Origin of the sequence: Desulfotruncus arcticus DSM 17038, assembly GCF_900113335.1 — a bacterium.
GTDB lineage: Bacteria > Bacillota > Desulfotomaculia > Desulfotomaculales > Desulfallaceae > Desulfotruncus > Desulfotruncus arcticus.
Genome location: NZ_FOOX01000008.1, coordinates 199,110 through 213,321, shown reverse-complemented (window position 1 = coordinate 213,321; position 14,212 = coordinate 199,110). Strand labels below are relative to the sequence as shown.

Annotated in this window: 13 protein-coding genes, 1 tRNA gene and 1 CRISPR repeat array; of the genes, 2 read left to right on the top strand and 12 right to left on the bottom strand. The window is 41.9% G+C overall.

The window, feature by feature from the left end; genetic code table 11:
* Positions 1 to 8 precede the first annotated feature (8 nt).
* Positions 9 to 306: direct repeats of the CRISPR family, unit length 30 nt; unit sequence ATTTACATTCCACGATGGTTAGATTAAATG.
* Positions 307 to 626: 320 nt separating this feature from the next.
* Genes cas2 through cas6 form a run of 8 tightly spaced genes read right to left on the bottom strand, consistent with a single transcriptional unit; the run spans position 627 to position 8,748 of the window.
* Entirely contained in the window at positions 627 to 905 is a 279-nt protein-coding gene (cas2, locus tag BM056_RS12545) for a CRISPR-associated endonuclease Cas2 (protein WP_092471756.1), read from the bottom strand.
* Between the two features lie 2 nt (positions 906 to 907).
* Positions 908 to 1,900, bottom strand: a complete 993-nt coding sequence (gene cas1b / locus BM056_RS12540) for a type I-B CRISPR-associated endonuclease Cas1b (protein ID WP_092471755.1) — start codon at positions 1,898 to 1,900, stop codon at positions 908 to 910.
* Between the two features lie 11 nt (positions 1,901 to 1,911).
* Positions 1,912 to 2,400 carry a CRISPR-associated protein Cas4 gene (cas4, locus tag BM056_RS12535; protein ID WP_092471754.1) on the bottom strand — a complete coding sequence of 163 codons (489 nt, stop codon included), beginning with the start codon at positions 2,398 to 2,400 and terminating at the stop codon, positions 1,912 to 1,914.
* Between the two features lie 29 nt (positions 2,401 to 2,429).
* The gene (locus BM056_RS12530; RefSeq protein WP_092471753.1) at positions 2,430 to 4,661 is read right to left on the bottom strand and encodes a CRISPR-associated helicase/endonuclease Cas3; all 2,232 of its coding nucleotides are present in this window, start codon (positions 4,659 to 4,661) and stop codon (positions 2,430 to 2,432) included.
* Between the two features lie 13 nt (positions 4,662 to 4,674).
* Positions 4,675 to 5,427, bottom strand: a complete 753-nt coding sequence (gene cas5b, locus BM056_RS12525; RefSeq protein ID WP_092471752.1) for a type I-B CRISPR-associated protein Cas5b — start codon at positions 5,425 to 5,427, stop codon at positions 4,675 to 4,677.
* Complete coding sequence (gene cas7i, locus BM056_RS12520; protein WP_092471751.1) at positions 5,414 to 6,286, bottom strand: type I-B CRISPR-associated protein Cas7/Cst2/DevR; 873 nt, start codon at positions 6,284 to 6,286, stop codon at positions 5,414 to 5,416. Before cas7i ends, cas5b begins: the two co-directional genes overlap by 14 nt.
* Before the next feature lie 2 nt (positions 6,287 to 6,288).
* Complete coding sequence (gene cas8a1 / locus BM056_RS12515) at positions 6,289 to 8,001, bottom strand: type I-B CRISPR-associated protein Cas8b1/Cst1 (protein WP_092471750.1); 1,713 nt, start codon at positions 7,999 to 8,001, stop codon at positions 6,289 to 6,291.
* A gap of 12 nt (positions 8,002 to 8,013) precedes the next feature.
* Positions 8,014 to 8,748 (bottom strand): CRISPR-associated endoribonuclease Cas6, encoded by a 735-nt coding sequence (gene cas6, locus BM056_RS12510; protein WP_092471749.1) that lies wholly within the window; start codon positions 8,746 to 8,748, stop codon positions 8,014 to 8,016.
* A gap of 282 nt (positions 8,749 to 9,030) precedes the next feature.
* Here cas6 and BM056_RS27265 point away from each other — a divergent pair, with 282 nt between their 5' ends.
* Positions 9,031 to 9,162: a hypothetical protein gene (locus BM056_RS27265; RefSeq protein ID WP_274377543.1), complete on the top strand. Its 132-nt coding sequence runs from the start codon at positions 9,031 to 9,033 to the stop codon at positions 9,160 to 9,162.
* 230 nt (positions 9,163 to 9,392) lie between these two features.
* A complete protein-coding gene (locus BM056_RS12505; protein WP_092471748.1) occupies positions 9,393 to 9,683 on the top strand; it encodes a DIP1984 family protein in 291 nt (96 codons plus the stop codon).
* Here BM056_RS12505 and BM056_RS12500 read toward each other — a convergent pair.
* The 4 genes from BM056_RS12500 to lpdA all read right to left on the bottom strand — a co-directional run bounded on the left by BM056_RS12500 (position 9,673) and on the right by lpdA (position 14,208).
* Positions 9,673 to 10,773: a YkvI family membrane protein gene (locus BM056_RS12500; protein WP_092471747.1), complete on the bottom strand. Its 1,101-nt coding sequence runs from the start codon at positions 10,771 to 10,773 to the stop codon at positions 9,673 to 9,675. The genes BM056_RS12505 and BM056_RS12500 overlap by 11 nt on opposite strands.
* Before the next feature lie 47 nt (positions 10,774 to 10,820).
* Positions 10,821 to 11,975 carry a multidrug effflux MFS transporter gene (locus BM056_RS12495; protein ID WP_207648191.1) on the bottom strand — a complete coding sequence of 385 codons (1,155 nt, stop codon included), beginning with the start codon at positions 11,973 to 11,975 and terminating at the stop codon, positions 10,821 to 10,823.
* Positions 11,976 to 12,508: 533 nt separating this feature from the next.
* A tRNA-Cys gene (locus BM056_RS26235) sits at positions 12,509 to 12,604 on the bottom strand.
* A 224-nt stretch (positions 12,605 to 12,828) separates the two neighbouring features.
* Positions 12,829 to 14,208 carry a dihydrolipoyl dehydrogenase gene (gene lpdA, locus BM056_RS12485; RefSeq protein ID WP_092471744.1) on the bottom strand — a complete coding sequence of 460 codons (1,380 nt, stop codon included), beginning with the start codon at positions 14,206 to 14,208 and terminating at the stop codon, positions 12,829 to 12,831.
* Positions 14,209 to 14,212: the final 4 nt, after the last annotated feature.

Genomic DNA, 14,212 nt, shown 5'->3' with positions numbered 1-14,212 from the left:
AAAATTCAATTTACATTCCACGATGGTTAGATTAAATGAAGAAATACTCAACCAGTCCCTTAGAAGCGACCTCCCGGATTTACATTCCACGATGGTTAGATTAAATGTTGGAAGATTTGTTGAAGGTGGTTGCCTTTGTGCTATTTACATTCCACGATGGTTAGATTAAATGGATATATTATGTATATACATAATCAAATAAAGGAGATTTACATTCCACGATGGTTAGATTAAATGCGGCTGCAGTCACCTGCTTGGTAAGGCTGATGCAGCCGGATTTACATTCCACGATGGTTAGATTAAATGTCTAACAACGCGAGTAGGCTTAAATAAAGCGGATATGAGGGTATCTCTGTCGATACTGTTTACATGGAATCATTTATATATGCAATTTTTAAAAGTTTAAGTTTATGAAGTGAAAATTCCCAGCAGATTAAGCTTCTGTCGTTCTATAGGGTAAACTGCAACATCTGTGGTCGACAGAATATTTTTTTTTTGGAGGTTATAAAAAGTTTTGGCAATGAATAATGATGCTACCAGTGAAGAGTGAGATATCTATAGATATCTACGTCAGAATCCCTTGGGGGATGCTTTTCTCTCTGATGGAATCTACCTTCCGTAGTTCTCTAAAAGAAATTAGATGTTTTATCATCTTCTTTCCCCCAAAACTCTTTTTGCAGCCAACGTTCTTCTCTACTTTTGAATACCAGTACTGAATCCCTGTCCTTTCTAATAGACTTGTTTATCTCTAATCGTAATTTCTGTAGCAAGGACGGTGTAATGTCACCTTCGAATACTGATTTTTGTATATGGGTAAGATATTTTTTGCAGGTTTTAAAAATTCTTCTTGATGCTTTTGCGCCACCCTCATCCATTTCGATATCATAAACTAGTATTATATACATAGTCACCACCAAACTGTAAACCCTTTATATTTTTTATCGCCCATCAGATGCTTAATTAGTTTATAGCACTCAAGCCGGATTAAATACCGGTAAGATACGTTTTTATTAAGACCCTTATGTCGAATTGTACGCTTTAGGTCTTCGTCGTATTTTTGAAGTAATCGTTTGCGCCCATTATCCTTTATATAGCAAAAATTGGACTGACTTTCAAAATCCTTTTCGGTAAGCATTTTTTTGTTCAGCATAGAAAATATTAATCGATCGGCTATTAGCGGTTTGAAGATTTCGGAAATATCTAGACACAGAGAAAATCTTCTTTCCCCGGCACTATGCAAATAGCTTATAGTTGGATGCAGCTGCGTTTTGTATATCTCCGTCAAACAGGTCGCATATACCAATGAATTTACAAAAGACATTAGCGCATTAATCATATTGTCGGGTGGGCGTTTCACTCTCTTGTCAAAATCAATTTCTTGATTGATGATATCTTTCCAACTGGCATAATAGACTTGCCTGATGCTCCCCTCTAATCCCATTAATTCACTTATGTTCTGTACAGGGGCAATACCTTTCTTTAATGCTTTGATTTCTGTCATCCGGGACTGCAGATCCCTACCCCGTTCATTATAATAACGTAAGTTTCGCAAAATATTATCACTGGCTGCTTCAACGAATTCTTTGGCGATTTCCAAGCGCTTGTCCTTATTGGTATAATGGTTGACCTGCTCAATTAATAGTTTACCAGAAACATTTTTTTCTTTAGGGTAAAAGCTACCTGTATAAGAACCGTAATAATTAAATATATGGATTGGCATTGATAATTGACCTGCATAATTTAAACATTTGGTGTTTAGACTAACCTCTCCAAACAAATAAATATCCCGTGTCATCTCTACTTTAATATCTTTATAGCGTCCATCGGAAGTAGTTATCCTGAGCACGTTATCCTTTCTTTGCAGTTCTCCGTTTGAAAATAAATAGAAGCTTTCAGCCATTTCATGTCTCCTTAAATGTAGCAGTACTCGTAATAAGCACAGCTTTTACAAATTTTAGACTCAATGGGTGGGGGCATTTTCTCTTGTTGCAGGATTTTTTCTATATTCAAGAGTATCTCCTCAATTTTTGCCAAATCACCCTCCTCTAAAAAAACTTCTTGACGTTTTTTTATTTTAGGATAATCAAGAATACCTTTTTCGATTTTTATGCCCCTTTGATTTAGGAAATACAAATAGTATTTTACTTGCCAGATGGAAGCTTCCTCGATACTTTTGCTCTTTTTAACCTCATGAAGTACTTGCCAATCTTTAATAAAATCAACATTAACTGTTTGGTCAATCAAAATGTGTTTATGCTCTCTGCCATAAGCGTTTTCATCGATTAATTTGCCCAACAACACCCTTTCATTTTCATTCTCAAGGGTGATGTTATTATAAAAGCACCACAGCTTTCGGTGACATACGAAATAGTAATTGAACATGGTTCCAGTAATATGCATAGCATAAACCCCTTGTGTTTATATCTTTTCTAAAACGAATGTGATAAAAAATCCTCACCTCCTGTTTTTATAGCCGGCTTGATGATTCCCTCTTGACTGTTGTATGCGCATTCAGCGATGGATAATTGTTCATATGCATTAATAGCTATTTTCTTAATTACTATTTTCTGGGCTAAATAGAGTGGTATATCCACAGTTTTATCAGCAATAACACTTCTTGCCTTTGCTCTGATTTTCCTCGATTCGATTTTATCCATGCCGTTGTAATCTGCCTTCAGTGCGTTTAAGGCTTCGTTAATTTCCGCTTCGTGCTCATCATAAACGCCACGTGGGATAACGCTTACCGTATCAATATCGCGAAACATATTAATGACCTCAGTTTTAGTAAATTCATACGCCTGGATGCTTTTAACATAGTCAATATTTTTTTTAATGGCCTCATAATAATCATGCAGCTTTTCTTTTGTATAAAGATCTTCAACCATGTCCACTTTTTGTCCTTCACTAATAACACCTTCAACACCTAATAGAGATTCCTTTGAAAGCTGGTGAATTTTCTTATCAATAAAAGCTCCAACACCGCTGCATCGTTTATTGCCGCCGGTAAACACAAAGCAGTTATAGTCAATGTCTAAAATCCTGTTCCTGTAGCACCTTCCCATACGCTGGAATAAACCGTTTAAGTCGGATAGTTCAGTAAACAGCAAATCAAAATCAATATCCAAAGATGCCTCGACAATTTGCGTAGCAACCCAAATGCCGCTCTGGGTGCTCTCCCTTTTCCCCATATCCAAAATATGCTTTTCCTTAATAGCACGGTCATGTTTGGTAAAGTGGCTGTGCAGGAGCCATACCTGCTGCTTACCCGTTTCTTTACCGAGTTGATGATACAGTTTTAGCGCACTTTTTATAGTATTACAAATGACAAGAATTTTCTTGCCACCGTATTGCCTGCTAATAGTCATAATATCCTTAGCGTTAATTTCCTTGTCCAGCACCTTTAGGCTATGGCGGATTTTATCATTTGTAAATACTTTAGGCGGTTCAAATGGAATACCCTGTTCCCGCAGTAGGTCTAAAAATAAGGTTGGCAAAGTTGCGGTCAAAATGGCAAATTTGCCCCTCATGCGGGTAATATAGTGTAATCCGAGTACAAGATAGGCAATTAATTCAGGAGAATACATTTGAACTTCATCAATGATAACTTTGGAATAAGACAATGTCGCTAGCTTTTGTTCAAAACCCCTGTAGCGGAAAACAAAATTAAATAGTTGATCCAGGGTGCAGATGGTTAAGGGTAGGGATAATTGCTTTGTTTTTGTGTAATAGGTATCGAGAGATATGCTCTCATCCTTTTCTGTTTGCTCAAGATATTTGACATAAGTATCCGAATGAAGCAATCCTACTCGCTTATTTATTTTTTCTCGCACTATTTTATCTGTTATACGCTTGTAAATTGCATTGATGGCGCTTTTGAGGGGCAGGGTGAAGAAGCCTTTGGCGTTACCCAGCCATAATAATCCTGCTTCAGTTTTACCCATACCTGTTTGCGCAATTACGATGAGGTTATTGGCGGGGTTGTTTCTCATATAGATCTGCAAGTCGTTCCAATTGGCACCTTTATCCTCTTTCTGCCAACAGGACATTAACTCATCCATTGAGGAGGGCAGGAAATCGTTTGGACTTTCTACCGGAATATATGCACTGGCGGCATAATCCACTCGGTTAAGCAACCCCTCTAGCATAATAAATCGAAAAAACAAATTTCCATCACGTTCTTCATAAAATCTCTTATTTACACTGAAGTAACGTTGGTCAATTTCATCAGCCATATATTCCCCAGGAAGTCTGTCATATTGAAATCTTACAAAATTAGAACGCAAGCCTGCAAACTCTTCCTCAATCTGCTCATTTTGGGAGGGCATTGTCCGGTCATGGTGATAGGCGACAGCTTGGTATAAAAGTTTAATCGCATTTTTATCATAACCCATTTTCTTGAGAGCTTTGTGATCAATCATAGCCAGACTCAAAAGGCCATGGGGTATTTCATCTGGGTGATGTTTAATTCTTTTAATCCGGTCCTGAAATTTAAAATGCAGCTTACCTAAATCATGATAGACACAAGCCCAATGCAACAAACCCCAATCTACTTGCAGATTGGGGTATAATTGTTGCAATAGTTCTACATTTTTTAACAGGTTGTTCGTATGGGTCTGTATGTCTTCTTTAGGTGCTGATTTTGCTAATGCATTCTCGTCCATAGCAACCTCACTCCTATGCCATAAAGGCCACATTATTATCTTCATCAATCATAAAGGTTTCCTCGGCCAGGGCCGTTGCACTGGCATAAATTACATCAACTTTATTCCATCGTCTAAAAATTTTTGGGACTTTCTTGCTGCCATAGTTTACAAGCTCATAATTTTTGGTCAGCTTGTACCTTGTACCTGTATAGGTTACACCCGTTACATTATTTGTTAGATTTACCCTTTCTTTCTGGACTATCTCATAAGGGATATAAGCATAATAGCCGTGGGGCGCCTTTATCTGCCGTTCCAGTTCTGTTTCGGTCAAAGTGACCAGCTTTACTTCTTTTATGGTCACAATGTCCTCCCGGCGCCCCAGTGAGGGATATTCTCTCGGACATGTAAAAGCATCATAGATTTCATCAACCAGGGTCTGATCCTCGGGGGCAATGTGAAGCAGCAGTTCCACATCCACAAGGAGTTCTGCTGTGGCAACGCCTTGACAAACACCATATTCGCCAACTTGAAGCTGATGTCTGACTGCTTCGTATTTCATCGCGTTCTTAAATTCATACCGGGTATACAAGTCGTTGACCTTGGAAAAGTATTTACCCTGCACACTTACTTGCATGGGTTTGTATTCTTCATAGCTGCATAGACTGTGTACCATGCCAATAATAGTTGAATAGGGAGGCAGGGGATAGGTTTCCTTAAGCTGAAAGCTGGTTGGTTTTTTGTAATTGACCATATCCTGCCATAGGCGCACTCTAATTGCTTTCATAGTACATATCCACCTTTTGCTTCAATAAGGTGAAAAAGTCGGGCATTGAGGATGCGTGAAGCTGTTCTTTCAATTCGTTTGTGTTGTCAAAGCTTCTATCCACTACTCCGCAATAGGTATCAACCTCAATGTTGTCGTATAAAACACCCTTAATTTCTGCTACATCAATGCAGTTGTTCTTGACGCTTACTACATTTTGGAAAACAGGATTTTTAATATCGTACACACCACCGATGGCAAAGAGGGGTTTTAAATCTTCCCTGCGGCCACGAATATCCCTGTATAGGAAAGCAATCGTGTCCAGCAATCGCTTTACCCTGCGGGCACGCTCTTTATTATCAAGACTGATGGCATATTCCTTGTCCTCACCTATCTGCTCCAAATCCGCAGTAATGGTATAGCGATAATAAGAACGGTGTATTTCGGCCTGGGCAATATTCATATTTTCTTTAATTTTATCCGCCTGTCCCTTATTGGTTAGAAAGTCCAGGTCTCCTTTAAAGCTTTCCAAAGAAATGGCATTGGAAAGGCGCACTTTAGCATTGCGTTTTTTTCCACCGGTGCCTTTTTCAGTTTTCAAATAGCCAAAAAAGTCAATCTCGGGATATTTATCAATGGTTGCATCTTCACTAAATTGCACGACTTTTTTCTCACCGCTGCCTTCCGCTTTAACCGGGGCTAAGTCTTCGCCTAACTGCTCAGCTATGTTATAGCGGAGGGCCTGCCGGGAAATGTAGGTGTACTGGTCTCCCTGTCCCCTGGAAATTTTCTTGAGTGAGGCAACATTGCCAACACTTTCACCGTAATTGGCACTTTCCGCCTGGAAGATCACGGTTATGGTTAGCCCTTTAATTTTCACAATTATTCCCCCTCAGCCTTTTTATCTTTATTGCCGCTTCCTTCCTGCCCCTCTATTAACCCTGACACAAAGGCATAGCCCATTGTGTTAAAGTCCTTTTCGCTGCCTAAAACATCGGTAATAACCTTTGGGACTTGACTATTCACATAAAGATAACAGTTGAGCGCCACATCCATAAACATATTTTCATTAGAAGTTTTTAGTGCGTTGAGCAGCCGGTAGCAAATTCCCGCCAACTTATGGTTCGCATCTTTATCAACATATTTTTTGCGTAATAAATATCCTGCCGTCCTTGCATTTTTGACTAGTTCGTTATTCACCTGCACACCTCCTTTGGCATTTTCCATATTCATCCCTCCCAAACGATTACATATTTGTTGGTTAATTATTAACGCATTTCTAACATGTGATCCATAAAAATAGCATTTTGATGGATTGGAAAGCTTGCCATATAGCATTCTATGAATAAGAGTAAACAGGTTTTGATTATTGAATATGCGTCCAATAACTTCATCATAAACATTGATATTACCGCCATTTTCTATAAAGTTTACTCTGATTAGACTGTCTAGTTCTTTCTTGGAATTTACTATTATTTGCAGCATCGGTTTGGCCAGAATGTTAAAGCGGTAACTTTCATTTTCAAAGCGCACAACCTGCACATCGGCAAGCTCATATTTAGCGGAATCATTTTCCTGCTCATGTAGCGCGCCAACTAATGCATGGTATATTGAACGCATACCGCTTTCTTGTGAGCTTAAAATTTTATGTTTGATTTTACTATTTATCCGAATCGCATCTTTGAGACTGATGTTTTGATTGATGTAAATACCTCTGTCGTAAGTGTAGGTAATCCCCGCAGGCAGGCAGGAATATATTAGCTTGCACAGTGGGCAAATGGCAGTATCATTTTGAAAGTTCCATACATGAGAGGCTTTTCTTGCAACATCAAAGCCTGTTGCATTCATAAAACTTAAATCATTGCTCATGTCCTTTATTGGCGCATTGCAAACAAAACAATTATATTTAAATTTAGATTTCTCACTTTGCAGATAAGCAACCGCTGAATCCACAAAATAATTTTTATAGTCGGCATAGACATCCTTTTCCTTCGTCTGTGGATTCAGAAAACTCACACCGTTCCATGCATTATTAATTATGGTGTAAATAACATTTTTAGCCCCGATGTACCTTTTACCCTCAGGACTTGCGCAATAATCAATAATTTGCCACAAAAGGTGAAATCTTTGCTTGCTTTCATTAGCAATCTTAGGCTTGTCCTCATCAAATTTCTGTTGATTTTTGGGTTCTTTAATAGTGGTAAGTTGTTTTTCCAGGGAAAGCAGGTTAACTTCTGACTTAATTAACTCGTATGCTGCTTTATAACTATTACTTTTGATGTAGCGCTTTACATCTTTGATATAGGTATTCAAGCCCTCCAGCGCCTTTAAGTCAAATTCCTCAAAATTATTTTCCTCATAGCTATAAAGATTGTCCTGATAATTGACAATTTTGTACCATGACAGGGTTCTCTCATAAGTTTTGATAAAATATGCAAAGTATTTGTTTTCAAACTCATCAAGGACTTCTTGCGAGAATTCAACTGTATCTGCCTCAATATTGACGTTTTCTTTTCCCACAATATTAATGAAGCCGACAACAGCCGCATTCCACTGCCAGTCTCCAAGTGTGAGTTGTATGTTATTATTGCTCATTTTTACCCCTCCTCACACTATATCCAGACAACCAAAACCTAAAGAACGTTTACTTCCAATCCCTGCCTTATAAAGATAATCAAGTAGATACCGTTCTCCCGCTAAAATGAAGTTCCCAATGGTACAGGGAATATAAATGCCATAATTTTTTACCACTGTCTTCCTCAGATTAATGGGTTTGATTTGTAGTCCATCAATATCACTGCTAACGTCTCTGTTAAATTTGTTTTGCAACTCTGCCTTTAAATTGCGTTTCCAAATCTTTTCAAAGTTACTATCCTCAAAGGTATAGTACCAATCCTTTTCTGTTGCTCCATTATAGTGATCTCTAATCACAATTGGTGAGAGAATTTTGAAGTGTACAGCATTGGTATTTATGGATTGTTCCTGAACATTGATAATTGATCTAGTGCGCAGTTTATTATCACTATCCGCTAGGGGAAACCACTTGTTGCGGCGAGCCATAATGGCATTGATCAGGTGAACGCCCATTAAGATATCCGGGGTCGTAAACCAAGCAATAAAGCGTTTGCTGTGCAGGGTAATACCATCTTTTCTTATTTCTACTTCTGGTACAAAATAAATACTAAAACAAAGGGATTTAGGTGAGCTTCCCATCTCGTAGAGTGTTGCGTAAAGATCTTGATTGTAGTTTTCAAAGGCACTTTTGACGTATGATATAAATTTTCTCCGATAATCAATAGGTAGTTCTTGGCATTCAGTTTCCAGTTCAATTTTAATGCGCAAATTTACACCTCCTTATACAATTTTAAGATGCCAAATTCCAAGATGGTTTGATTATTTATAAAAATTAATGCTATTTACATTCCATAGTGTTTTAAATTAAAAATTATAGACCAAGCATCAATTTATAAAAATAAAGTAACATATTCGGTTTTAAAAATCAATTGATTATGATATAATTAGTCGGAATTTATTTCCTCCAGTTTTCTCCTTTCCCTTGCCGTGGGGCAATGCACATCCCGGAGTATGGCTGTACTTAAGTTAGGGGGAGAGGAGGTGATGGCTATGACGCAAATCATTGCAACGGTTATCTCTGGAGTTTTCCAGGTAATTGTAGCTTTGATCCGGCGTTCCGAGGAAGGAGCGAAAAAAGAAGAGGGACGTTCCGCTAAACGTCCCTCTTCCCGGCATAAATAGACTATCATCGGGTTCTGAGAACTCCGGGCCGCTTTGCCCAAAGCTGGGGAAGGTGTATCAGCACCTTCCATTTACTTTTATTATACCCTTTTTCCAGGTTTTTTCAACCTCAACAATAATAAGGCGGAATACCCTCCAACAATCGCACTGAAATATAGGGAAATGACAACACATTGGAACCTTTTCCCTTTGAGGCTTGTCTAATTAGTATCTGATTGGAGGTGAGCAGCATGAAGCTGGCGGAAGCGCTGCTGGAGCGCAAGAGCCTGAAGGAACAGATCGCTGCCCTGAAAGAACGGGCGATTAGTGATGCCCGGGTGCAGGAGGGAGACGAGCCGGCAGAAAAGCCGGATGAACTGGTTGTCAAAATTAATAATCTGGTTGAACAATTAGAGAAGCTGATGATCGCCATCAATAGGACGAATGTTTCTACCCAACTGGTGGAAGGAAAGTCGATCATGGAAGCTATCGCCCGACGGGATATGCTACAATATACTTCGGCTCGGTTTATTATTTTTTAGGTTTGAAAGCAGGCTGGGGGATAAGGCGTTCTTTGGCGAAGCCGTAGATTAATCCGGCCAGCATTAATAGTCCTGCGTAACCTACGGCGGGATACAGGGTGCGTACCAATGTGGAAAAGCCCAATTGGCCTGCCGCAAATGCTACGATGCTGGTGCCGATTATCAGCCAGGTAAATAACGGCTTACCCTGGTCGGTGATTCTTTCTGCAAAACCATATAAGCTGCCTACGGCGGTTGTGTATATTTCCGCCAGTAACACAATGCTATAAGCTATTTGAATTAATGGCGAAAACTGAGTTGCAATATATACCATCGGCACTTCATAACCGGTAACATTCGGGATTCTCGATAAAAGGGTCAGATTTATGGCCAAGGCGCCAACACCTAAACCTATCCCACCTAAAATTGCGCCCCTTTGCAGCGTTTGTTGGTTATTTACATGTCTCCCCAATGGGGCCAGTACAGATACTCCAAGAACTAAATTATAGGATACATAAATAATGGCCGACAGCGGCCAAAAAGGTACTGCGGCGCGAGAGGCCTGCGCCCAATTGGCAACTGTATCAAGATTAATCGGTGAAGTTATAAATGTTGCAATAGCCAGTCCAAAAACAGATATCAATAAAACAGGGACTACAAAGCTAATGGCTTTAATTACCCCCGATATCCCCATCAGGACGGTAAGCATGGTGGCTGCAACCATAATCAAACTGCCAAGTAAGTAAGAAAAACCAAATTGTTCCTTGAAAATTGCACCGGCCCCGGCGGCCATGGCGGTAAAAGCTCCAAAGAGGAAAAATGTGATTACTCCGTCAATTACCTTTCCCAGCCACCGTCCACCGGCATATTGAATCACTTCCCGGTGGGAGTCTGCGTTTAACCTGCGCCCGAGTTCCAGAATAATCAGGCCGAAAAAGATAAACATTATGGTGGCCAGTATCAGCCCCAAAATTCCGGTTATCCCAAAAAAACTAAAGAACTGCAGCACTTCCTGGCCGGATGCGAACCCCGCACCGACAACAGTACCTATGTAAACTGCTGCAACTGTTAAGGTAGAGTAATCTTTTGTTTTGCTTGTATTTGTTTTCATGAAAGTAGTGTGGTCAAATAACTTTTAATATATGCAGGCGGGGCAGATCATCCATATCGTTTCAAAACAGCGTAAATGAGCAGCGAGCCAACGTCGGCAACTGCGATGACCACACCCATCGGTACCGCTGTGCTGCTGCCGCCCAGACCTACGAGTGGGGCCACGAACGCGCCAAAGATGAAGGCCAGCAAACCAAGCAGAGCCGCGGCGCTGCCTGCCGAGTGGCCGTAATTTTCCATAGCCAGCGAAGAACCGGCGGTGCCTACGATTCCAACGCTGGACACGACCACAAACAATGGGGGCAGGATACCGGAGAGTCCGGCTCCTAAGAGGATCATGAGCAACAGGCCAACGCTGGCAATTGAAGCCATAGCGAGACCAAAGACGAATAATTTGACGACGCTGATTCTGCCGGCTAGTCTGCCGGTAATTTGGCCGGCGATGATGATGCCTAGGCCATTAATGGCAAAGAAGATGCTAAACAGCTGCGGAGAGGCGCCGAAGATGTCTTGAATAACAAAGGGCGAACCGGAGATATAGGCAAACATGGCAGCGATTACAAGGCCCTGGGGCAGAGCATAGCCCATAAAAACGGGGTCGCTCATCAATCTGCGATAGGTGAATAAAGTGTTGGTCAAGCCGGCCTTTGAGCGGCGCTGCGCGGGCAATGTCTCAGGTAAGCCGAACAGCACAGTCAGAAGCATGATTATACCTACTAAACTCAATACAACAAAAACACCTCGCCAGGTGGTGAGTTGTAATAGCTGTCCGCCAATAATCGGCGCGAAGATTGGTCCTACGCCATTGATCAACATCAACAGGGCAAAAAACTTGGTCATTTCTGCGCCGGAGTAAAGATCTCTGACGATGGCTCGGGAGATTACAATTCCTGCGGACCCGGCCAATCCCTGGATAAATCTCAGTAAAATCAATCCCCAGACGGAAGGGCTGATGGCACAGAGCAGCGATGAAACAAAAAAGGTAACCAGTCCGACAATTAAAGGGGTACGACGACCGCGCACGTCACTTAGCGAACCGGCAAGTAGTTGGCCCAAGGCAATCCCCAGCAGGCAAGCTGTCAGGCTGAGCTGGGTCAGTGATGCGCCGGCGGACAGATCCTTGGCTAAAGAAGGCAGGGAGGGTAAATACATGTCGATGGAAAGCGGACCAAAAGCAGACAGCGCACCTAACACAAAAGCCATCCATAATCGGCGTGATTGTGATAGTGCAGGTGTGGAACCGGTTAAATCACCAGTATAATTACTCATGTAAAATTTCAAACTCTCCTTAACGAATGTGATTAGTTATTTAGTTGTGTCAAATAGAGTATGTGCCGAAGATTGGAACAAGCTGCTAAAACAAATCAACCACCCGGGTTTACTTCCGGATGGGTGATTATCAACTAGTATGCCTACTATACTAGCGTAATGTGCTGTAGAAAGCAAGCGGTAAGGGATATGGGGCGGAGATAAAGAGTAGCGGGACAGGTGTTAATTTTTAATTGCAGCAGGAATTGCAGCTAATGAGCTGAAGGAATTTCCTGGTGAAAATAATTCTCTCATTTAAAGATTGCAGTAGTGTATGCTTTTCTGAATCAGTCATTTCTTCCCAGTTTTTTCCGGAAAAGGACTTTTCAATAATAGATTCGATTTGCTGCTGGGAAAAACCAAGCGCCTTCAATTTTAATTTGATCTCGTTAAGCTCCTCATGCATTAAGCATCACATCCAATGAATTTGGAGGGGAGAAGTCGGAATCGAACCGGACACCCACCTGGGTTGCAGGCAAGTCAACGGGTTTGCAGCCCGTGAGGGGACCATCCCCTTTCTCCCCAAAAACATAATAACATAAAAATATTTAATTAATCAAATAAACAATACTTATCAGTGTGTATTGTTGATAAAAGTTATAAATTGTTTAAATACTAATTTTCACAATGTTGATCAAAAAACTTTCCAGGGTTATTGATTTTTAGAATGGTGATGTAAAGTGAGAAGGTGAGAAAGGGACAAGGTGTAGATACCTTGTCCCGGGGTGTGTGCAAAAATAGAAGAGGGCTAACTATGAATGCTCATGCCGTGAACGGCCTCGCAAGCTTCCAGCATGGCCTCGGCAAAAGTCGGGTGGGCGTGAATTGTTTCGGTGACCTGTTGCACAGTGGCCCCGAGTTTGATAGCCAGTGCCGCTTCCGCTATTAAATCGGTAGCCCGGGGGCCGATGATATGCACTCCCAGCACACGGTCAGTGGCTGCATCGGCCAGTATTTTGACAAACCCCTCGGTTGCGCCGGCGGCGGCTGCTTTGCCCAGGGCCATAAAGGGAAACTTTCCTGTCTTGACGGCAAGTCCCTGTGCCTCGGCCTGTTGGGTGGTCATTCCCACGCCCGCAATCTCCGGAGCAGTATAAATACAGGACGGTATGACGTCATAATTCATTTCTTTATTCATGCCCATGATGTTTTCTACGGCGGTAATACCCTGGGCTGAAGCAACATGGGCCAGCTGGACCTTGTTGGTGATATCGCCTATGGCATAGATATGCGGGATATTGGTTTGCATGCTGGAATTAACCACAATTTCACCTTTCGGCCCCAGGGCGATCCCTGCCGCTGCCAGTCCCAATCCCCGGGTATTTAAACTGCGGCCGACGGAAATAAGCAGCTTGTCGCAGGCTATTTCCTCCCCGCCTTCCAGTACAGCAACAACTTCTTGTTCGTTCTTTTTAACTTCCAAGATCCTTGCGGCTGTTTTAACTTTTATTTTCCGGCGCTTGAAATAGCTTTGCAACTGCTTGGCTGCTTCAGGTTCAACTCCTGGTAAAATGGCGGGCATCAGCTCCACTATGGTAATTTCCGTTCCCAGTTCGGCAAAAATACCGGCAAATTCACAGCCGATAACGCCACCGCCGATAATTAGCATGCGCCGTGGAATTTCCCTCAGAGTCAGCGCCTCATTGCTGGTCAGCACTTTTTCTCCGTCGTAGCCAAGGCCTGAGGGCATGGCCGGTTCCGAACCCGTGGCAACGATAATGTTTTCCGCCGTGATTTTTTCCTCGGAACCGTCTTTTTTCGTTACTGCGATCTCGTTGCCGGTCACCAGTTTTCCCATTCCCTCAAACAGGTCAATTTTGTTTTTCTTAAACAAAAAGTTGATTCCTTTAACCAGCCGCTGCACCACCTGGTCCTTACGCTCCTGCATGGCGCCGAAATCAACGGCGGGGGGACCGGTTTGGATGCCGAACTCAGCGCCTTTTTTAATATTATGTAGGGTTTCAGTTGCCGCCACCAGAGCCTTGGTGGGTATGCAGCCCCGGTTTAGGCAAGTGCCTCCCAACCGGTCTTTTTCCACAACAGCGACCTTTGCCCCCAGCTGGGACGCCCTGATGGCAGCCACATATCCGCCCGGCCCGCCCCCGATAATGGCTATCTTATATGTCATTGTA